General features: G+C 75.0%; 16 protein-coding genes, 2 tRNA genes and 1 riboswitch. Of the genes, 5 read left to right on the top strand and 13 right to left on the bottom strand.

The annotated features are described in order from the left end of the window. Positions 1-94: 94 nt before the first annotated feature. Positions 95-2,353 carry an asparagine synthase-related protein gene (locus tag ACZ66Z_RS32650; RefSeq protein WP_469939251.1) on the bottom strand — a complete coding sequence of 753 codons (2,259 nt, stop codon included), beginning with the start codon at positions 2,351-2,353 and terminating at the stop codon, positions 95-97. A gap of 562 nt (positions 2,354-2,915) precedes the next feature. Between ACZ66Z_RS32650 and ACZ66Z_RS32645 the strand changes: the two genes are divergently transcribed. From ACZ66Z_RS32645 to ACZ66Z_RS32630, 4 genes are all read left to right on the top strand, one after another. Next, the gene (locus ACZ66Z_RS32645) at positions 2,916-4,361 is read left to right on the top strand and encodes an MFS transporter (protein WP_469939237.1); all 1,446 of its coding nucleotides are present in this window, start codon (positions 2,916-2,918) and stop codon (positions 4,359-4,361) included. Positions 4,362-4,527: 166 nt separating this feature from the next. After that, positions 4,528-5,712: an L-2-hydroxyglutarate oxidase gene (gene lhgO, locus ACZ66Z_RS32640; protein ID WP_469939235.1), complete on the top strand. Its 1,185-nt coding sequence runs from the start codon at positions 4,528-4,530 to the stop codon at positions 5,710-5,712. 128 nt (positions 5,713-5,840) lie between these two features. Continuing rightward, positions 5,841-6,560, top strand: coding sequence for a tRNA (guanosine(46)-N7)-methyltransferase TrmB (gene trmB, locus ACZ66Z_RS32635; RefSeq protein WP_469939249.1), 720 nt, complete (start codon positions 5,841-5,843; stop codon positions 6,558-6,560). 121 nt (positions 6,561-6,681) lie between these two features. Next, positions 6,682-8,013 (top strand): PrsW family intramembrane metalloprotease, encoded by a 1,332-nt coding sequence (locus ACZ66Z_RS32630; RefSeq protein ID WP_469939234.1) that lies wholly within the window; start codon positions 6,682-6,684, stop codon positions 8,011-8,013. Here the strand turns inward: ACZ66Z_RS32630 and ACZ66Z_RS32625 are convergent. The 9 genes from ACZ66Z_RS32625 to ACZ66Z_RS32585 all read right to left on the bottom strand — a co-directional run bounded on the left by ACZ66Z_RS32625 (position 8,010) and on the right by ACZ66Z_RS32585 (position 16,045). Next, a complete protein-coding gene (locus ACZ66Z_RS32625; RefSeq protein WP_469939233.1) occupies positions 8,010-8,957 on the bottom strand; it encodes an aldo/keto reductase in 948 nt (315 codons plus the stop codon). The genes ACZ66Z_RS32630 and ACZ66Z_RS32625 overlap by 4 nt on opposite strands. A gap of 46 nt (positions 8,958-9,003) precedes the next feature. Further along, complete coding sequence (locus ACZ66Z_RS32620) at positions 9,004-10,104, bottom strand: M23 family metallopeptidase (protein WP_469939231.1); 1,101 nt, start codon at positions 10,102-10,104, stop codon at positions 9,004-9,006. A gap of 12 nt (positions 10,105-10,116) precedes the next feature. Beyond that, a riboswitch (cyclic di-AMP (ydaO/yuaA leader) is annotated at positions 10,117-10,278 on the bottom strand. Positions 10,279-10,490: 212 nt separating this feature from the next. Further along, a complete protein-coding gene (locus tag ACZ66Z_RS32615; protein ID WP_469939230.1) occupies positions 10,491-11,702 on the bottom strand; it encodes a PP2C family protein-serine/threonine phosphatase in 1,212 nt (403 codons plus the stop codon). 115 nt (positions 11,703-11,817) lie between these two features. Then, the gene (locus tag ACZ66Z_RS32610; protein WP_469939229.1) at positions 11,818-13,035 is read right to left on the bottom strand and encodes an MFS transporter; all 1,218 of its coding nucleotides are present in this window, start codon (positions 13,033-13,035) and stop codon (positions 11,818-11,820) included. Further along, positions 13,032-14,054: a PLP-dependent cysteine synthase family protein gene (locus ACZ66Z_RS32605; RefSeq protein WP_469939227.1), complete on the bottom strand. Its 1,023-nt coding sequence runs from the start codon at positions 14,052-14,054 to the stop codon at positions 13,032-13,034. The genes ACZ66Z_RS32610 and ACZ66Z_RS32605 overlap by 4 nt, the downstream gene beginning before the upstream one ends. 63 nt (positions 14,055-14,117) lie before the next feature. Then, positions 14,118-14,495: a hypothetical protein gene (locus tag ACZ66Z_RS32600; protein WP_469939226.1), complete on the bottom strand. Its 378-nt coding sequence runs from the start codon at positions 14,493-14,495 to the stop codon at positions 14,118-14,120. Positions 14,496-14,581: 86 nt separating this feature from the next. Beyond that, the gene (locus ACZ66Z_RS32595) at positions 14,582-15,322 is read right to left on the bottom strand and encodes a MerR family transcriptional regulator (RefSeq protein ID WP_469939225.1); all 741 of its coding nucleotides are present in this window, start codon (positions 15,320-15,322) and stop codon (positions 14,582-14,584) included. Positions 15,323-15,429: 107 nt separating this feature from the next. Continuing rightward, a tRNA-Met gene (locus tag ACZ66Z_RS32590) sits at positions 15,430-15,503 on the bottom strand. A gap of 53 nt (positions 15,504-15,556) precedes the next feature. Continuing rightward, positions 15,557-16,045 carry a rhodanese-like domain-containing protein gene (locus ACZ66Z_RS32585; protein WP_469939224.1) on the bottom strand — a complete coding sequence of 163 codons (489 nt, stop codon included), beginning with the start codon at positions 16,043-16,045 and terminating at the stop codon, positions 15,557-15,559. Positions 16,046-16,230: 185 nt separating this feature from the next. Here ACZ66Z_RS32585 and ACZ66Z_RS32580 point away from each other — a divergent pair, with 185 nt between their 5' ends. Then, entirely contained in the window at positions 16,231-17,187 is a 957-nt protein-coding gene (locus tag ACZ66Z_RS32580; RefSeq protein WP_469939223.1) for a sigma-70 family RNA polymerase sigma factor, read from the top strand. A gap of 45 nt (positions 17,188-17,232) precedes the next feature. Here ACZ66Z_RS32580 and ACZ66Z_RS32575 read toward each other — a convergent pair whose 3' ends face one another. The 3 genes from ACZ66Z_RS32575 to ACZ66Z_RS32565 form a co-directional block, all read right to left on the bottom strand. Continuing rightward, complete coding sequence (locus tag ACZ66Z_RS32575; protein ID WP_469939221.1) at positions 17,233-17,814, bottom strand: phosphatase PAP2 family protein; 582 nt, start codon at positions 17,812-17,814, stop codon at positions 17,233-17,235. Positions 17,815-17,848: 34 nt separating this feature from the next. Continuing rightward, positions 17,849-19,225, bottom strand: coding sequence for a diacylglycerol kinase family protein (locus tag ACZ66Z_RS32570; protein ID WP_469939219.1), 1,377 nt, complete (start codon positions 19,223-19,225; stop codon positions 17,849-17,851). A 247-nt stretch (positions 19,226-19,472) separates the two neighbouring features. After that, positions 19,473-19,545, bottom strand: a tRNA-Lys gene (locus ACZ66Z_RS32565). Positions 19,546-19,841: the final 296 nt, after the last annotated feature.

Below are 19,841 nucleotides of genomic sequence, written 5' to 3'. Positions count from 1 at the left end.
CTTCGCCTGTCTCGCGGTCGACACTGCTTCGCCTGTCTCGCGGTCGATACGGCTTCGCCTGCCTCGCGGCCGACGAGGAGGGCCTCGCGGACCCTCACGCCGGCAGCGACCGCCGCGATGCCGGGATCAGTGGGCCCTGGGCCGCGCGAGGGGGGCGGGGGGTCGTGGTGTCCGTCCAGCAGGAGCCCCGGCGGGCGAGGAGGCGGCGGAGCCAGAGTTCGGTGGAGACGAGGTCGGCGAGGCCGTCGAGGGGGACGGGGGCGCCGTCGGCCGCCGCGCGCAGCGCCTTGCGGACGACGCGGGCCTCGATCAGGCCGGCGTCCGCGAGGAGCGGCGCGTCGAAGAGGGCGAGGAGTTGCGGGAGCGCGGCGCGCAGGCCCGCGCGCGTGGCGGCGGCCGGGACGGCCGGGTGGGGGGCGCCCCAGCCGGCGGGGACGTCGTGGACGCCGGCGCCGGAGAGGACCGCGCGCAGGACGCCGGCCCGGGCGTCCGGCTGGACCCGGAGCGATTCGGGGAGGTCGCGGCAGGCCCGTACGACCTGGTTGTCGAGGAAGGGGGCGTGGAGGCGCTGGCCCCGGATCTCCGCCGCCTGTTCCAGGACCCGGTGGTCGGCCGCCGCGCGGACGAGGGCGGCACGCGCGCGTGCCTCGCCGGGGCGCTGGACGGCGGCCGGGAGCGTCGCCGCCCGGTTCAGGCGAACCGATACTTCGGCGAGGGCCTCGCCCGTCAGCCAGCGCGCCGCCGGGCCCGGCCGCGACCAGGCGAGGGCGGAGAGCGAGGCCTCCAGCGGGCCGAAGCCGTCCGGGGCCGTGCGGTTCGCCTCCAGGACCCGCCGGGCCGCCGCCTCCAGACCCGTCCGGTACGGGGTGCGGGCCAGCTTCCGCGCCGCCCGGTAGACGGTCAGCGGCACCAGGAACGCTCCCGCCGACGGCCCCGAGGCCTTGGCGAGCGCCGTCACCGGGCGCACCAGGGAGCGGCGTCTTCGGTCCATCAGGAGGTCGGCGAGGCGCGCCGGGTGCGCGTCCAGGACCTGCTTGGCGCCCATGCCGGTGAAGTGGTCGGCGCTGCCGCCGGCGAGCCGTCTGCGGTGCCGCTCGGCGATGACGAGCGCGGGCCCCGGCTCGTCGGTGAGCGGCCCGTCGAGCGCCGCGTACGGCAGGGCCTCCTCGCCGCCCGCGACGACGACGTGGTGCAGGCGGGGGTCGGCGGCGATCGCGCGGGCCCGTTCCAGTTCCGCCGTGCGGCGCGCGCCGGCCCGGGTCGCCAGGTCGTTGAAGGTGACGGCGAGCAGCCGCTCCCCCGCGCCGGTGCCCTGGCCGGTGATCGTGCCCGGCACCCCCGGGAGGCCCGCCGCGAGCAGGGCGAGCGTGCCGGAGGCGCTGCCGCCGGACAGGTCGGCGCCGATGCCGGGCGCGGGGCCGGCGCCCCGGGCGGCGCGCCGGTCGGCGGGGCCCATGCCGGGGACCGGGCCCGGGTCGGGGAGCGGCGCCTCGGGGGCGTGCCGGGGGGCGGCGAGCCGGGCGCGCACGGCCTCGACGAGGGCGTCCCGCACCCCTTCGACGGCCTCCCGGGGGTCGGCCTCGGGCGCCGCGACGGCGAGCGAGGCCACCTGCTCGTAGCCGGTGATCTCGCGCGAGCCCTCCCGCAGGATCAGCGCGTGGCCGGGCGGCACCCGTCGCACGCCCTCGTACGGGGTGGAGTCGCGCAGCGCCTCCGGGGTCTCGGGGCAGGCGAGCAGGGCGGCGAGGTGGCCGATGTCGAGCTGGGCCTCGACGAGGTCGGCGAGCGGCAGGGCGGCGGTGGCGTACGCGGTGCCGCCGGCCCACGGGGTGTGGAACACCGGCCGGGCGCCCACGAGGTCGCCGGTGACGGTGACGCGGCGGCCGGCCTTCACGACGGCGGTGTAGCTGCCGGGCCAGGCGGTCAGGTGCCGCAGCGCTCCCCCGCGCGCGGTGAGCAGCCCGATGCGCAGTTCCTCGTCGCTCGCGGCGCAGCAGCCGAGGACGGCGAGGCGGGTGTGGTCGTCGACGGCCACCACGCGGACCTCGTCGGGGCGCCAGTCGCCGACCGCCCAGAGGGGGTCGGGGTCGCCCCACAGGAGTTGTGCGCCCACCGGTTGCACCGTGCGCCCCTCGGCCGCGGGGCCGGGACCGGAGCCGTACGGGGAGCCGGGACCGGTGCCGGAGCCGTACGGGGAGACGGGGTCGTATCCGGGGTCGTACGGGGAGCCGGAGGGGGTCCCGGAGCCGGAGGCGCGTCCCGAGCCGTGCGTGCCGTGGACCGTCCCCGCCCGGCCCGCAGCGGTCGTTGCGACGTTCGCGGCGACACTGCTCCAGCCCACCAGCCATCGCATCGGCGCCTCCACGTCCGTTTCGGTGGAGGACATGCTGCCATGACAACGGCGCACGGGGCGGGGTCCGGGCGCACGCGCGCGAAAGCCGAATGCGCCCCTGGCATGGGCCGGTTGATCTTCGACGGGACACCGGCGCCATTCGGCCAAATATCGACCCCCGCGCGATGTTTCGGGGGCGGCCGGGCACCGGGCCGGCCCTCGGCCGTCCGGGAGGCGCTCCCGCCCCCCGGCGCCGTCCGCCGCCCGCGGGGAATGGGACGGCGGTTGTCCCCCGGCCCACTGGTCCGGGACACCGTCCCCGGCCGGGCGGGCCGACCCACGCGGTACTCATGGAAGCGCTCCCCCGTCGGCCGGACGAGAGCGCACGGCCGGGCGCACGGCCACACGGCCGGAGCACGAGCCGCCCCGCCGGACCCGTTCGTCGCACGTTCACACAACAATCTCGCCATACGGAACACCGCCCCTTAACGGTAGGGATGCGGCGAACTACGCTGTGTTTACGAATGCCGCACGCCTATGCCCGGCGTCGTGGCGGCCGTCTGGGTGGTCGAGGGGTGGCGTCATGTCCAGGGAGCAACGCGGGCCGAACGAAAAGCTCGGCACGGTTCTCGCCCTCGCGGGAATCAGCAACGCCGGGCTCGCCCGGCGCGTCAACGACCTCGGTGCGCAGCGGGGACTGACGCTTCGTTACGACAAGACCTCGGTCGCCCGGTGGGTGTCCAAGGGCATGGTGCCGCAGGGCGCCGCCCCGCACCTGATCGCCGCCGCGATCGGGCAGAAGCTGGGCCGGCCCGTGCCGCTGCACGAGATAGGCCTCGCGGACGCCGACCCGGCGCCCGAGGTCGGGCTCGCCTTCCCGCGCGACGTCGGCGAGGCGGTCCGCTCGGCCACCGACCTGTACCGGCTGGATCTCGCCGGCCGGCGGGCCGGCGGGGGCGGCATCTGGCAGTCGCTCGCCGGGTCCTTCTCGGTCAGTGCGTACGCGACGCCCGCGTCCCGCTGGCTGATAACCCCCGCCGACCCGTCGGTGGAGCGCGAGGCCCCGCGCCCCGGCGCGGGCACCGGCCCCGCCGCGGCGGCCGCGGAGCACGCGCGCGTGGGCCACAGCGACGTCGCCAAGCTCCGCGAGGCCGCCGAGGACGCGCGGCGCTGGGACTCCAAGTACGGCGGCGGGGACTGGCGTTCGTCGATGGTGCCCGAGTGCTTACGCGTGGACGCGGCGCCGCTGCTGCTCGGTTCGTACTCGGACGAGGTCGGCCGGAACCTGTTCGGCGCGACGGCCGAGCTCACCCGGCTCGCCGGCTGGATGGCCTTCGACACCGGCCAGCAGGAGGCCGCCCAGCGCTACTACATCCAGGCCCTGCGGCTCGCCCGCGCCGCCGCCGACGTGCCCCTCGGCGGATACGTCCTCGCCTCCATGTCCCTCCAGGCCACCTACCGGGGCTTCGCCGACGAGGGCGTCGACCTCGCCCAGGCCGCGCTCGAACGGAACCGGGGGCTCGCCACCGCCCGCACCATGTCCTTCTTCCGGCTCGTCGAGGCCCGCGCGCACGCCAAGGCCGGCGACGGGGCCGCCGCCGCGGCCGCGCTGAAGTCCGCCGAGGGCTGGCTGGAGCGCTCGCGGGAGGGCGACGCCGACCCGACCTGGCTCGGCTTCTACTCGTACGACCGGTTCTGCGCCGACGCCGCCGAGTGCTACCGGGACCTGAGGATGCCGCGCGAGGTGCGGCGCTTCACCGAACAGGCGCTGTCCCGGCCGACGGAGGAGTTCGTCCGCTCGCACGGGCTGCGGCTCGTCGTCTCCGCCGTCGCCGAACTGGAGTCGGGCAACCTGGACGCGGCCTGCGCGGCGGGCACGCGCGCGGTGGAGGTGGCGGGCCGGATCTCCTCGGCGCGGACGACCGAGTACGTACGGGACCTGCTGCACCGGCTCGAACCGTACGGGGACGAGCCGCGCGTCATGGAACTCCGCGAGCGGGCCCGGCCGCTGCTCGTCGCTCCGGCGTGAGGGGCGGCCGCCGCACGGGGCGTCGCTCCGGCGCGGGGGGCGGCCCCCTCCCCGGACGTCGCTCCGGAACCGGCCGCGGACCCGGAGTGACGCGCGTCCCACGAGGTGGGCGTTTAGCCGCGTTGTCAGTGGGCCAGTGCACTATCGGGGACGGGAGGTGGCGCTGGTGTTTGACTGCGACGTGCTGGTGATCGGCGGCGGGATCGTCGGTCTGTCGACGGCGTACGCCCTGACGCGCGCCGCTCCCGGCACCCGGGTCACGGTCCTGGAGAAGGAGCACGCCCTCGCGCGCCACCAGACCGGGCGCAACAGCGGGGTGATCCACAGCGGGATCTACTACCGCCCCGGGTCGCTCAAGGCACGGTTCGCGGTCCAGGGCGCGGCCGAAATGGTCAAGTTCTGCGCGGAGTGGGGCATTCCGCACGAAGTGACGGGGAAGCTCATCGTCGCCACCGACCGCGAGGAGCTGCCCCGGCTGCACGCGCTCGTGCAGCGCGGCAGGGAGAACGGCATCCCCGTGCGCGAGCTCGGCCCGGCACAGATCAGCGAGTACGAGCCGCGGGTGCGGGGCCTCGCCGCGATCCACGTCGGCACGACCGGCATCTGCGACTACGGGGCGGTGACGGAGCGGCTCGCCGAGTCCTCCGGGGCCCGGATCCTGTACGGCGCGGAGGTCGCCGTCATCGACCGGCGGCCGTTCGGCGCGGCCGTGCGGACCGCCGACGGGCGCGTGGTGCGGGCGAAGGTCCTGGTGAACTGCGCGGGGCTGCACTGCGACCGGATCGCCCGGCTCGCGGGCGACGACCCGGGCATGCGGATCGTCCCCTTCCGGGGGGAGTACTACGAGCTCGCGGACCCCTCGCTCGTGCGGGGCCTGGTCTATCCCGTGCCGGACCCCGCCTTCCCCTTCCTCGGGGTGCACCTGACCCGGGGCATCGACGGCGGCGTCCACATCGGGCCGAACGCGGTCCCGGCGCTCGCGAAGGAGGGGTACGGCTGGTCCGTGGTCCGCCCGCGCGAGCTGGGCGCCACCCTGGCGTGGCCCGGGTCGTGGGCGATCGCCCGCGAGCACTGGCGGTACGGCGCGGGCGAGCTGCACCGGTCGCTCTCGAAGCGGGCCTTCACGGAGGCCGTGCGGCGGCTGCTGCCGATCGTCGAGGAGTCCGACCTGCGGCGGGCCGCGCCGGGGGTGCGGGCGCAGGCGGTGCTGCGGGACGGGACGCTCGTCGACGACTTCCTGATCCGTGAGGCGCCCCGGACGGTCCACGTCCTGAACGCGCCTTCGCCCGCGGCCACGGCCTCCCTGCCGATCGGACGCGAGGTGGCGGCCCGGGCCCTGTCCCGCCTGTAGCCCGCCGGGCGCGGAGGCCCTTCCCCCGGGTCCGCCGTAGAATCGGGCGCATTGTGTCTGAGCAGACTGAGAACGGCCCGCAGCCCGTCGCCGACCCCGGACAGCCCGCCGCGCGGCGGGGCAGCCGGATGTTCGCCCCCGGCGAGGGGCCCATGCCCGACCCCGCCGGGGCCCACCACGAGCGGCGGATCCGCAGCTTCCAGCCGCGCCGCAGCCGTGTCACGTACGGACAGGCCGAGGCCATGCTGAAGCGGTGGCCCGACTGGGGCCTCGACATCGACGGCAAGCGGGTCCTCGATCTGGACGAGATGTTCGGGGGGCTTCCGGTCGTCCTCGAGATCGGCTTCGGCATGGGCGAGGCGACCGCGCAGATGGCGGCCGCCGATCCCGGGACCGGGATCCTCGCCGTGGACGTGCACACCCCGGGCCAGGGCAATCTGCTCGGCCTCGCCGACCGGAACGGTCTGACCAACGTCCGGGTCGCCAACGGCGACGCGGTCATCCTGCTGCGCGAGATGCTCGCCGACGCGTCCCTCGACGGCTGCAGGGTCTACTTCCCGGACCCGTGGCCCAAGGCGCGCCACCACAAGCGGCGGCTCATCCAGCCCGAGTTCCTCGGCCTCCTGGCGCCGCGGATGAAGCCCGGGGCCGTGCTGCACTGCGCCACGGACTGGGAGGAGTACGCCGAGCAGATGCTCGAGGTGCTCTCCGCGCACCCGGACTACGAGAACACCCAGGCCGACGGCGGCTATGCGCCCCGCCCCGCCTTCCGGCCCCTCACCCGCTTCGAGGGACAGGGGCTCGACAAGGGACACGTCGTGCACGACCTCCTCTTCCGGAGGAAGTGACCCCGGGTTCCGGAGGAAACGGCTTCGGGTTCCGGAGGAAACGGCCCGGATCCCGGAGGAAGTGACCCCGGGACGCATATCTCCGTCGCCGGTGTCGGTGCGGCTCGTTAGGGTCGATCACGTGTCGAATCCAGTCGCCGGCGCCCCGCCGGACGCCGTTCCCGTCCCGCACCGGGACACCGAGGAGCCGGCCTTCCCCGCCGCCGCCGACCGATCCCAGTGGCGCTACCGGCCCCGACGGTCCTTCTGGCGCAGCCGGGTGGTCCGCGCGATCGCCGTCGTGACGCTGCTCGCGCTCTGCGCCCTGGTCATCCTGGCGCTGGTCCGCGAGCAGACCGGCACGCAGGGCTTCCTCGTCGGCCTGGGCCTCGCGGTGCTTCCCGTACCGCTGCTGATGTCGGCGTTCCGCTGGCTCGACCGGGTCGAGCCGGGGCCCTGGAAGAACATGCTGTTCGCCTTCGCCTGGGGTGCCTTCGCCGCCGCGCTCGTCGCGATCCTGGCGAACTCCTTCGCGGTCCGCTGGATAGCCACGGCCACCGCGGACCCGGACTCGGCGGACACGCTCGGCGCCACGGTGGTCGCGCCGGTGGTGGAGGAGAGCGCGAAGGCGGCGGCGGTCCTGCTGCTGTTCCTGTTCCGCAGGAGGGACTTCGGCGGCCTCGTCGACGGGGTCGTGGTCGCCGGTTTCACCGCGACCGGCTTCGCCTTCACCGAGAACGTCCTCTACCTCGGGAACGCCTTCGGCGAGGACCAGGAGTTCGGTTCCTCGGGCATCGGTTCGGTGACCGCCGCGACCTTCTTCGTACGGGTCGTGATGTCGCCGTTCGCGCATCCGCTGTTCACCGTGCTCACCGGCATCGGTTTCGGCTTCGCCGCCCTCGCGCCGCGCGGGAAGCGGCTGCGCCGGGTGCTGCTGCCCCTGGCCGGGCTGCTGCTCGCCATGAGCCTGCACGCCGCCTGGAACGGCTCGGCCACCTTCGGCGGCCCGCTGGCCTTCTACGCGGTGTACGGGGCGCTCATGGTCCCGGCCTTCGGTCTGCTGACCTGGCTGGCGGTGTGGAGCCGGCAGCGCGAGCTGCGCACGATATCCGGGGAGCTCCCGGCGTACGCGGCGGCCGGCTGGCTCGCGCCCACCGAGCCGCTCGCGCTGTCCTCGATGCGCGCCCGGCAGGTGGCCCGCTCGTTCGCCGCCCGGACGTACGGGCCGCCGGCCGCGCGGGCGGTCGGCGAGTACGAGTCCTTCGCGACGACCCTCGCGTTCCTGCGGGACCGGGCCCGGCGCGGCACGGCCGGGCCCGACTTCCCGGCCCGGGAGCAGGAGCTGCTGCACCACCTGTGGCAGCGCCGCGCGGTCGCCTCCCCGGCCCTCACGTACGCGGCCCGGGCGACGGGCCGGGTCTGGGCGCCGCCGCAGTACCTGGATTACGACGGCTACAACCCGTACCGCAGTTAGACGGCGGAGGCCTCCGTGAGGAGGGTCAGCTCGGCCTCCGTGAGGGTGAGGTCGGCGGCCGCGACCAGGGCCGGGAGCTGTTCGACCGTGCGGGCCGAGGCGATCGGTGCGGCGACGGTCGGGCGGGAGGCGAGCCAGGCGAGGGCGACGGTGGCGGGTGCGGCCCCGTGGGCCTCGGCGACCGTGTCGAGCGCGGCGAGCACGGCCCGGCCCCGCTCGGTCTCCAGGTGCTTGGCGGCGCCGGTGGCCCGGGCGCTGTCGACGCCGGCGCCGGGGCGGTACTTGCCGGTGAGGAAGCCGGACGCGAGCCCGTAGTACGGGACGGCGGAGAGCCCGGCCCGCTCGACGGTCTCCAGGAGCGGGCCCTCGTAGGTGTCGCGCGAGACCAGGTTGTAGTGCGGCTGGAGGGCGACGTACCGGGCGAGGCCCTCGGCCTCGGCGAAGTCGAGGGAGGCGCGCAGCCGCTCGGGGGAGATGTTGGAGGCGGCGACGGCGCGCACCTTTCCGTCCCTCACCAGCTGGTCGAGGGCGGTGACGATCTCCTCGACGGGGACGGACTCGTCGTCGAAGTGGGTGTAGTAGAGGTCGATGTGATCGGTGCCGAGGCGGCGGAGGGACTCCTCCGCGCCCGCCTTGATGGTGGTGGCGGACAGCCCCTTGAAGTGGGGGTGGGCGCCGACCTTGGTGGCGACGAGGACGTCGGAGCGGTTGCCCCGGGAGGCGAGCCAGCGGCCGATGACGGTCTCGGACTCGCCGCCCTCGTTGCCCTCGGCCCAGGCGGAGTAGACGTCGGCGGAGTCGACGAAGTTGCCGCCTGCGGCGGCGTAGGCGTCGAGGACGGCGAAGGACTGCGCTTCGTCGGCGGTCCAGCCGAAGACGTTGCCGCCCAGGGCCACGGGGAAGACGTGCAGATCGGAGGTGCCCAGTCGGCGGAGAGAGGTCATGCGTCGGTCAACCGTTCCCGCCGCCGGGCCTATTCCGTGCGGTTCCTCAGAGGCTCAGGCCCTTGGAGCGGAGCCAGGACGCCGGGTCGATGCCGTCGCCGCCGGGGGTGTGGACCTCCATGTGGAGGTGGGCGCCGGTGACGTTGCCGGTGGCGCCGACGCGGCCGACGGTCTCGCCGGTGGAGACGGTCTGCCCGGCGCTGACCAGCATGGACGAGAGGTGGCAGTACCAGACCTCGGTGCCGTCCTCCAGCTCCAGGACGATCCGGTAGCCGTAGGAGCCGGACCAGCCCGCCGACTTGACGGTCGCGCCGTGGACCGCCTTGAGCGGGGTGCCCGTGGGGGCGGCGAAGTCGAGGCCGGTGTGGTGGCCGGAGGACCACATCGAGCCGGACTGCATGTAGGTGGCGGTGAGGGTGTACGAGGAGACCGGCAGCGAGTAGCTGGCGGCGAGCTGGGCGAGGCGCTCGGCCTCGGCCTTGGCGGCGGCCTCCGCCTCCGCCTTCGCCTTGGCTTCCGCCTCGGCCTTCGCCTTCGCCTCGGCGGCCGCCTTCTCCGCGGCGGCTTCCTTGGCCTCGGCCTCCGCGGCGGCCTTCTCGGCCGCCGCCTTCTCCGTCGCGGCCTTCTCGGCGGCGTCGGCGGAGGCCTGCTGCTGCTCGGCCTGCTGGAGGATGCGGGCGCGCAGGGCCTCGCCCGCGGCGGGGGCGGCGGCCTGCTCGGCCTGTCCGGTCGCCCGGTCGGCGGTGTCGGTCGTGTAGGTCGCGGCGGTGAGCGGGGCCGGGTTGGCGCGGGCCGCGGTGACGGGCGCGCTGTCCTCCTCGGGGAGGAGGTCGCCGAGGCCGGGGAGGTCGTGGGCGTCCGGCAGGTTCAGGTCGGGGAGGTCCGGCAGCGATATGGCGACCGGGGGCTTCTCCTGCGCGGTGGCGAGGCCGCCCGCGCCGACGGCCGCGATGACGCCGACGCCGAGGACGGTGGAGGAGCGGGCGAAGTTGGAGCGCTGCTTGACGACCCGGTGCCGGCCGCCGGAGCGGCTCTCGGCGCGGAGGGAGCCCTCGGTGGGGTTCCACTCGGTGTCGGGAGCGGCGGGACCCGCGCCGCCGCCGAAGGCGTCGAAGGGGACTTCGGGGGCGGGGGTGTTGGACGCCACGAAGGCGCGCTCCTTTCCTTCCTTCTCGCCTACCGGGTTAGCTGACGGGTTCGGAGCAGGAAGGTCTCCTACGGGCTCTCGCGCGCGTGCGTGGTTCGCACGGGTGCGAAGGGGCCCGATTCACCCCAAGTGGTGGTTCCCCGGTTCCTTTTCAGGATTCGGCGCGTGCGCGCGGTGCCGTCTCTTGCGACGGCTGGGACGACCGCGCTGCGTTATCGAACGTTAATAGACAGGGGGTCCCGATTCCAAGCCGTTCCCCTTGATCATTCATTGGATTGGGGGTGTATCGCCCGAGTTGACCCCCCTTCAGGGGGGCTCGGGGCGGGAACGGCGAAACCCTCGCGATCTGACGTTATGTCAATTGTTATCGCAGTGACACCTCTCGACTACGGCCGGTGACCGGGGCTGCCCGGCGGCACCACCGGCATCGTCCGGCGCCGCTCGGGCTGCCCCGTCGCCGGCCGGCTCACCGCGAGCAGCGCCATGTCGTCGGTCGACCCGCCGCCCGTGTGGAGCCGTACGTCGTCCACGAGCGCGTCGAGCAGCTCCTCGGGCCCCGGGAAGATCCGCCCGGCGAGGCGCGCCACCGGATCGTAGAAGACGCCCCGCGCGTTCCGCGCCTCCGAGAGGCCGTCCGTGTAGAAGAGCAGCGTCGCGCCCGGCGGGAACGGCCGCGCCTCCGCCCGGTCCGGCCACGCCGCCAGGTCGCCCATGCCGAGCGGCAGCGCCGCCTCGCCCGGCTCCAGTGGGTCCAGCCGCCCGTCCGCGTACAGCATTAGCGGCGGCGGGTGCCCCCGGTTGACGACCCGTACGAAACCGTCGAAGGTCCCGCTCCCGTCGGCGCGCGGGATCTCGGCCAGGACGGCCGTGGTGAACCCCTCGAAGGCGTCGAGGCCGTGCCGGCGGGTGCCCTCCCGGGCCAGCGCCCGCTCCAGGCGCCGCGCCACGCCCTCCAGGGTCCGCTCCTGCTCGGCCGCCTCCCGGAAGGCCCCGATGACGACGGCGACGGCCTCGACCGCGTCCATCCCCTTGCCCCGGACGTCCCCGACCACGAGCCGCACCCCGTGCGGGGTGTCCTGGACGGCGAACAGGTCGCCGCCGATGAACGCGTCGGCCTGCGCCGCCTCGTACCGCGCCGCGCACTGCAGTCCGCCGATCCGCTCCGCGGGCGTCGGCAGCACCGCCTTCTGCGCGGTCTCCGCGATGACCCGCGCCGAGGCGAGCCGCTCGCCGCTGCGGCGCACGACCCGGTTGATGAGGAGGGCGAGCGCGGAGACGGTGAGGACGGTCAGGGTCTCGGTGAGGGAGGGGACCTCGTCGGCGGTGCCGTTGTAGAGGTGCAGCCCGACGGAGGCGAGGACGGCCGCGATCCCGGTGAGGAGGGTGGTCAGCATCGAGAAGAAGGGCGCGGCGATCAGCGGGGCGGCGGAGAAGAGCGGCGACGCGGTGTACGCGGGCGGGGTCGCCAGGTCGAAGCCGATGCCGCCCGCGATGACCAGCGGGGGCAGCGCGCGGATGAACCGACGGGCACCGCTGTGCTCGGGGCGGCCCTCGCCGCCCCGCCGTCCTCCGCCCGCCGCTCCTAGGGGGTGCCCCACCTGTGCTCTCCTGCCCGGTCCGACCGGCCGCGGTCCGCACCGCGCCCTCCCAGGGTGGCCGCCGCCGCCCGGCGCGGCGACTCCCACGGGGCCGAGTGGCGTACGGGACACGGGGTCAGTCGGCCGCCAGCCGCCCGCCCCGGGCGAGGAGCGCCATCGCCGCCGCGCACCCCAGGCCCACCGCGCACAACGCGAGCCACGGCAGCGCCGACCGGCCGGCGACGTCGAGGAGCACGCCGGTCCCCAGGTTCCCCAGGGTGATCCCGATCCCGCACACCGTGTTGTAGAGCCCGTAGTGGGTGGCCACCCAGCGCCCCCGGGACAGGGCGACGACGGTGTCCATCTCGTACGGGTAGAGCACCGCGTTCGCGACGGCCAGGACCGCCGCGCACAGCAGCAGTCCGACCGGCCCCCGGCCCGGGACGGCCGGGACCAGGAAGGCCCCGCCCATCAGCGCGAGGCCGAGGACGAGACACCGCTCCCGGCTGAGCCGGCGCCGGGTCCAGGCCGTGATCCGCAGCTGTCCGGCGAGCGCGACGAGCGCCGAGACGACGAACAGCGCGGTCGTCGTGCCCGTGCCGCCCGCCGCGAGCGGCAGCGCCAGATAGACCTGGAAGGACAGCACGTACGAGCCGGTCATGGCGAGCGAGAAGAGCCAGAAGGTGCGGTGGGCGAGCACCGTGCGGAACTGCTCCCGCGCTCCCTCCTCCCCGGAAGGTCCGGCGGCGGCCCGAACGGGCAGGTGCCGGAGCTGGACCAGGGTCAGCCCGGCGAACAGCACCGCCGCGACCACGCACGTCAGCCGGAACGACACCCCCGTCAGGGCCACCCCGACGAGCGGCCCGAGCAGGATGCCCGCCTGGTAGTACGCGTGGAACAGGGCGAAGGCCTCCACCCGGCGCTCCTCCCCCGCCTCCGCCGCGAGACAGGCCCGCACGGCGGGGTTGAACAGCGCCCCCGCGAGCCCCGTCGCGAGCGAGGCGGCGATCAGCGTCGGCAGCGACTGCGCGAAGGCCAGCGCCCCGAAGCCGACCGTCCGCAGCGCGCAGCCGGCCACGATGAGCGGCTTGAAGCCGAGCCGGTCGGCGAGCGCCCCGCCGACCAGGAACATGCCCTGCTGGGAGAGGTTCCGGGCGCCGAGGACGAGGCCGACGGCCCAGGCGGCCATGCCGAGCCCGTCCGCGAGGTGCGCGGCCAGGTACGGCATGAGCATGTAGAAGCCGAGGTTGATGGTGAGCTGGTTGAGGAAGAGGAGCCGTACGGCCGGATCGAAGGTGCGGGTCTGCCTCCAGACGCCGCCCCTGGCCTTCGCGGGCGCGGTCGTCGTCGTCACCGGACACGCTCCAGGACCCGGCGGGTCCAGCCGCTGACCGCGTCGGCGGAGACGTACGCGGCGGGGTCCTCCCGTACGGGACCGTCGAGCAGCCCGTGCGCCGCGCAGAACTCGTCGTTGAAGACGGTGTCGAAGTACCGCTGCGGCCCGTCCGGGAAGACCGCCGCGATCCGGGTGCCGCGCGGCCGCGTCCGGGCCAGCCAGCCGGCGACCAGCGCGACCGCGCCCACGCTCCAGCCACCGGTGGCGAACTGCCGCGAGGCCAGTCGGCGTGCCGCGCGGACCGCCTCCGCCGGACCCACCCAGTGCACCTCGTCGAAGGCCCCGTGGTCGACGTTCCCGGGGTGGATGGAGGAGCCGAGGCCGCGCATCAGCCGCTCCCCGGCCGGAAGCCCGAAGACGGTGGAGTCCACGGAGTCCACCCCGACCAGCTCCAGGGCCGGGCTGGAGCCGGCGCGCAGGGCCCGGGAGATCCCGGCCGAGTGACCGCCGGTGCCGACCGCGCAGACGAGGACGTCGATCCGGCCGAGCTGCGCGGACAGTTCGGCGGCGAGCCCCGCGTACGCGGCGGGGTTGTCGGGGTTTCCGTACTGGTCGGGCCACCAGGCCCCGTCGAGGCTCCCGAGCAGCTCGGCGACCCGGTCCATCCGGGCCTGCTGCCAGCCGCCGTGCGGGCTCGCCCCGGGGACGACGTGGACCCGGGCGCCGTGGGCGACGAGCAGCCGCTCGACGATCGGTTCGAGGCCGGGGTCGGTGACGACGTGCACGGGGTGGCCGTGGAGCACGCCGGCGAGGGCGAGGCCGAGACCGAGGGTCCCGGAGGTCGACTCGACGATCGGGGCGCCGGGCCGCAGCTCTCCGCGGCGGCGGGCCTGTTCGACCATGTGGAGGGCGGCGCGGTCCTTGATGCCGCCGAAGTTGAAGCCTTCGAGCTTGGCCCAGTAGCCGTCGTCCGTCCACAGGACGGGGGTGTTGCCGACGGTCTGTCCGTCGACGGGAAGCGCGGGTGGTGCGGTCACGGGGAGACGTCCTCGGGGTGGGTACGCGAAAGGGAACCTGGTCACGCGAGTGCGGGACCCGGCTCAGTTCCGGTCCACCCCGAGGGCGACGAGCAGGCGGCCCGGCTCCGGACCGGGGCCCGCCCGGTACCGGACGCAGCGCGCTCGGGGATCGGTGCGGAGGTCCGCCGCGCGGGACGGGACCGCGGCTCCGCCGGTGCCGGGCGCGGCGAGCGGGGAGGCGGGGGCCTGCGCGGGGAGGTGGGCGTCGAAGGTCCAGGCGTCCCCGGACCGCTCGCAGCCGTGCGCGTGCGCGGGGGCGGAGACGGTCGCGGTGCCGGAGGTGGGGAGCGCGTGCCCGTGGGGGCCGTGGCAGACGCTCACGAGGAGGGCGAGGAGCGCGAGCAGGACGAGCACGGCGGGCCCCCGTCGGCTCAGGTCACTCACGCGCTCGTCACTCATGGTGTGCGTGAGGTTACGGTGGGGTGCGACGCGGCCGCAAAGAGGCGGGCCGGTTTCGGCCACCGTTCACGCCGGGCAGCGGACCGTCAGAGGTTCCGCTCGGCGTAGACCTTCATCGCGTCCCGGACGAGGACCGCGGTGCCCTCGCCGTGCCGGTCGTAGTTCGCGGTGAAGCGCGGGTCGTCCACGTACATCTGCCCGAGGCCGATCACGTACTCCCTGGTCGGCGTCGTGGTCGTCGACAGCCACGCGACCTGGCGCCGCGCGATCGCCTGCACCTCGTCGCCGTCGGCGGCCAGGCCGTCCCGGGCCGCCCGCCCGAAGTCGCGGGCGATGCCGGCCTGCTCCTCCATGAAGGCCTTCTTCCGCTCGTCCGTGAGCGACCGCCACCAGCGGTCGCCCTTCTCGTACGCGTCGCGTCCCCAGCGCTCGGCGACCTCCTCCTCGTACACCGTGTGGTCGAAACCGTCGAACACTTCCTCGGCCATGAGCTCTTCTCCCTTCTCGGTCTTGCGGAGGGTGGTCCGCACCGACGCGATCTGGCGCCCGATGCGCTCGCGCTCCTGCTCCAGGAGGGCGAGATGGGTGCGCAGGGCGGCGGAGGCGTCCCGCTGCCCCGCGAGGACCTCGGCGATGGCGGGCAGCGAGAGCCCCAGCTCGCGCAGCAGCAGGATCCGCTGCAGCCGCACGAGCGCCGCCTGGTCGTAGTACCGGTAACCGTTCGCGCCGATCCGGCTCGGCTCCAGCAGTCCGCGCTCCCCGTAGTGGCGGAGGGTGCGGCTGGTGGTGCCGGCCTTCTTGGCGATCTCCTGGATCGACCACTCCATGACCCGAACGCTAGATCTTGACGTTGCGTCAAGGTCAAGCGGAGCGGATCCGGGAACGACGAAGGCCCGGATCCAGTGACTGGATCCGGGCCTTCGTCGCTACTGAGTAGCGGGGACAGGATTTGAACCTGCGACCTCTGGGTTATGAGCCCAGCGAGCTACCGAGCTGCTCCACCCCGCGTCGGTGAACACGACTCTACGGCATGACCGGGGCGATCACGAAATCGGTATCCGTCAGCACCCGCAGTCGTCGGAGTCGACCGGCGCCGTCAGCGGGTCGGCGGCCTTCTCCGCGGGCCCCTCCCACGTCTCGTACGCGAAGCCCTCGCGCACCCAGTACTCGAAGCCGCCGAGCATCTCCTTCACCTGGAAGCCCAGCTCGGCCAGGGCCAGCGCGGCGCGCGTGGCGCCGTTGCAGCCGGGGCCCCAGCAGTACGTGACGACCGGCACGGACTTGTCGAGCAGCCGCTCGGCCTGCTCGGGGACGAGCGCGGTCGGCAGGTGGATCGCGCCGGGGACGTGGCCCTGGTCCCAGGAGGCGGTGGACCGGGAGTCGATCACCACGAAGCCCGGGTCGGCGCCCTCGGCGGCGGCGAGCGCGGAGGCCACGTCGGAGACGTCGGCGTGGAAGGCGAGGCTGGCGGAGAAGTAGGCGGCCGCGGCGGCGGGAGAGGCCGGCGGGGTACGGAGCACGGGGTTGACCTGGGTCGTCGTTGTCGTCATGGTGATCAATCTACGGACGAAGATCATCGTGCTGAAGTGGGGATTCACGGTGGTCGGGGGCTTCGGCCGGGAAATCCCGGGCGTTCGCCACGAGACGGCGGGGATCTCACGCAGCGGAACCCCGGGGCCCGGCTCCGCCGCCGGCGTCCGTGTCACATCGGCGGGGTTTCCTCCGTCATGACGGCATGACGGGACGCGAACGGGGAGATCGACGAGTGGACCACGAAACGGCAGCCGGCCAGGGGCTCGACAAGGAATTCCTGGCCCGGCGCTTCGACGCCGACCGCGCCCATCTGCGGGCGGTGGCCTATCGCATGCTGGGCTCGCTCAGCGAGGCCGAGGACGCCGTCCAGGAGGCCTGGTTCAAGCTCAGCCGCAGCGACGTCAGCGCGGTGGAGAACCTCAGCGGCTGGCTGACCACGGTCGTCGGACGCGTCTGCCTGGACATGCTGCGCTCGCGCGGCTCGCGCCGCGAGGACCCGCTGGAGTACTACGTCCCCGACCCGGTCGTCCGGGTCGCCGACACCACCGACCCCGAGCACGCGGCCGAGCTCACCGAATCCGTCGGGCTCGCGCTCCTCGTCGTCCTGGACACCCTGGGGCCGGCGGAGCGGCTCGCGTTCGTGCTGCACGACATGTTCGCCGTCTCCTTCGACGAGATCGCGAGGATCGTGGACCGCACCCCGGCGGCGACCCGCCAGCTGGCCAGCCGCGCCCGCCGCCGGGTGCAGGACGCCGCCCCGGCCCCCGGCCCGGACGCCCGGCGCCAGCGGGAGATCGCCGACGCCTTCCTCGCCGCGGCGCACGGCGGCGACTTCGAGGGGCTGCTCGCCGTCCTCGACCCGGACGTGGTGCTGCGCGCGGACGGCGGCAGGACCCTCGCGGCCGTCTCCCGGGTCGTCCGGGGTGCCGAGGCCGTCATCGCGCAGGCCCTCATGTACGCGAAGTTCCGCACGGGCGCGCTGCGGGTCGTGGCCAACGGCCAGCCCGCCGTCCTGTCGGTCGTCGAGGGCCGCCCGGGCGCGCTCATGACGTTCACGGTCGTCGGGGACCGGATCGTCGAGCTGCACGTCCTGGCGGACCCCGAGCGCATCGGGACGCTCGGCTTCACGGAGGAGGACCTGGCCGGGGCGACCTACTGACCCGGCCCCCGTCCCGTACCGCCGGTCGCCCCGCCTGACGGGCGGTCACCTCTCCCTGGCGGCCCACCAGCTCCCGGCCGCCAGGGAGACGCCCGCGCTCGCGACGCCGAGGAGGCCGCCCGCCGCGACGTCGCCCGGGTAGTGCACGCCCGTGTGGACCCTGGAGTAGCCCACGGTCCACGCCAGGGCCGCGAGGGGCAGCGACAGCGGCGGCAGCACGGATCCCACGGCGGTGGCGAAGGCGACCGCCGACGCGGTGTGCCCGGAGGGGAACGACGCGGAGGTGGGCATGGGGACGTGACGGCCCACCACCACCCGGGCCGCCTCCCGGTCCGGCCGCGGCCTGCGGACCAGACGCTTGCCCAGCAGGTTCGCCGAGGCCGAGGCCACCGCGATCGCCCCGACCCCGGCGAGCGCGGCCCGCCGCGGCCGGCCCGGCACCAGCGCGAGGCCGGCCGCGACGGCGAAGGAGATCTTGGAGTGGTTCGCCGCCGTGGAGAGCCGGCGGAACGCCGTGTCGAGCGTGGGCGTGGAGGTGGCGGCCACCGCGGCGTACACGGCACCGTCGACGGCCCGGATGTCGTGCAGGACCGCCCGGAGGGTCCCGGTCGTCGTGTCGTCCGTCATGCTCCGCTCCTAGGGGATTCGGTGGTACGGGGGTTCAAGGCGTGCGCGGCCCCGGCGGGCCGCTCCGGCCCGCCTCCTCGGGGAAGGCCAGCCGGGTCAGGCGCCGCCAGTCCAGCGGCGGCGGGGGCACCGGCGACCCCGGCCGGTCGCGGGGCACGAGGACCCGCAGGGCGCGCGGACGCAGGGTGCAGACGACGGGCGTGGGCAGGGTCAGCGCCTCGCCGTCCACGGCGACGGGTATGACGGCGCCCGCGCCGCCGGGACCGCCCCCGACCTCCACCCTACGGGCCGTCAGAACGTTCAGGCCGGTCGCCTGGGTTCCCAGGACGGCCAGCTCGGCCGCCTGGGCGGCTCCGTCCACCCGGACGCCGATCACCCCGAGCTCGCCCCCGTCGAGACGGATCCTGCGGGCGGCGACCGTGCCGAAGGGATCGGGGGCCGCGTACGGGTTGTTGCTGACGAGGAGCGCCTGCTGCCCGGTGAGCGGGGTGGAGTCGGCGGTCGCGTCGAGACGGTCGCCCTCACCGCCCTGGAGCAGGTCGGGCAGGGCGTCGAGGGCGGTGCCGGCCTTCGCGTCGCGGTACTCGGGGCGCTGGACCACGTCCGCGTACACCCCGAAGGAGACCGTGTTGACGAAGGGCCGCCCGGCGACGTCGCCGAGGTCGACCCGCAGTTCCTCGCCGCCGCGCAGCGCGTCGAGGCACCGCGACGGGTCGGTGCGGTCGAGGCCCAGGTCCAGGGCGAAGTGGTTGCGGGTGCCGGCCGAGATCACCAGGAACGGCAGGTCGTGCTCGGCGGCGACCGCCGCGACCAGCGCCTGCGTGCCGTCGCCGCCGGCCACCCCGAGCAGATCGGCGCCCTCGGACACGGCCGCGCGCGCGAGCCCGGCGACGTCGACCGGCTCGGAGGGGTCGACCAGGATCACCCGGGCGCCGAGCGCCTCCGCCCGCTCGACGAGCCGGAACCGCTCGACCTTCCCGCCCCCGGACTTCGGGTTCATGATCAGGACGGGCCGGCGGGGCGGGGGGACGGACCGGCCCCGCATCAGCGCGTCCCGCTCGTCCTCCGGCCGGCGCAGGGCGGACCGGGCGCAGGACAGCGCCACGCCCCACAGCCCCAGGGCCACGAGGGCGTTCACCCAGACGCCCCCGACGACGTACAGATAGAGGGTCACGAGGGGCGCGGCCACCGCGAGCGTCCCGCCGAGCAGCCGCAGCGGCCCGCGGTGCGCGAGGAACCACCAGACGCCGACGGCCGAGGCGGCGAGCCCCACGACCCCGCTCAACAGGATCAGCAGCCCGCTGCCGAGCGCGGTCAGCAGGGCCGCGCCCGCGACCCCCGTGGCGATCAGCGCCCAGCGGGCCAGACGTCGGGCCTCCCCCGCCGGATCACCGGAACCGCTCGCCGCCACCGACCCCACCTCCACACTCCGCGTCCACGCTTCCCCACCTTCCCCCGGGCCGCCCCCGGACGGACCCGTTCGAGGGAAAGGACCCCGAGGAACAAGACAGCGGGAACCCGGTAAAGGTTCTCAGGAGGACGACGCCTTGCCGACGACGGGCCCGTCTCCTCCCCGCACGACGAAGCGCCCCGCCCGGTCGGAACCGGACGGGGCGCTCCCCGGCAAGGTCGGAGGGGTTCCCCCGCCCTGCCTCACGTAGGCCGTGTGGGACTCGAACCCACAACCAATGGATTAAAAGTCCACTGCTCTGCCAATTGAGCTAACGGCCCGTGGACGAACACACCCGTGCAGCATAGCCCGAGAGGGGCCGGGAACCGATCGGGTATCCGACACCGGCCGCGCCGCGGGCCCGACCGCCGTGGCCGGGCCCGGGGCCGGCGGGTCGGAGGAGGGACGTGAAGGCGTTCCGGCCGGAGCCGGCCTTCACGCGCGGACGAGACGGGGCCCGTACGGCACCGGAGTGCTCGTACGGGCCCCGCCGGATCACGCGTCAGGACAGCGTCTTGTACATCTGCCAGCCGCCGCCGACCTTCACCCGGGCGGCGAAGGCGCCGGTGCCGGTGCG

The organism is Streptomyces sp. NPDC107498, assembly GCF_055582805.1.
This window is presented reverse-complemented; position numbering and strand designations above follow the sequence as displayed.

Bases quoted from the DNA above. Each gene is read 5' to 3' on its own strand.
- ACZ66Z_RS32650 (WP_469939251.1), bottom strand. From the start codon at position 2,353: ATGCGATGGCTGGTGGGCTGGAGCAGTGTCGCCGCGAACGTCGCAACG.
- ACZ66Z_RS32645 (WP_469939237.1), top strand. From the start codon at position 2,916: ATGTCCAGGGAGCAACGCGGGCCGAACGAAAAGCTCGGCACGGTTCTC.
- trmB (WP_469939249.1), top strand. From the start codon at position 5,841: ATGTTCGCCCCCGGCGAGGGGCCCATGCCCGACCCCGCCGGGGCCCAC.
- ACZ66Z_RS32625 (WP_469939233.1), bottom strand. From the start codon at position 8,957: ATGACCTCTCTCCGCCGACTGGGCACCTCCGATCTGCACGTCTTCCCC.
- ACZ66Z_RS32600 (WP_469939226.1), bottom strand. From the start codon at position 14,495: ATGAGTGACGAGCGCGTGAGTGACCTGAGCCGACGGGGGCCCGCCGTG.
- ACZ66Z_RS32595 (WP_469939225.1), bottom strand. From the start codon at position 15,322: ATGGAGTGGTCGATCCAGGAGATCGCCAAGAAGGCCGGCACCACCAGC.
- ACZ66Z_RS32585 (WP_469939224.1), bottom strand. From the start codon at position 16,045: ATGACGACAACGACGACCCAGGTCAACCCCGTGCTCCGTACCCCGCCG.
- ACZ66Z_RS32580 (WP_469939223.1), top strand. From the start codon at position 16,231: ATGACGGGACGCGAACGGGGAGATCGACGAGTGGACCACGAAACGGCA.
- ACZ66Z_RS32575 (WP_469939221.1), bottom strand. From the start codon at position 17,814: ATGACGGACGACACGACGACCGGGACCCTCCGGGCGGTCCTGCACGAC.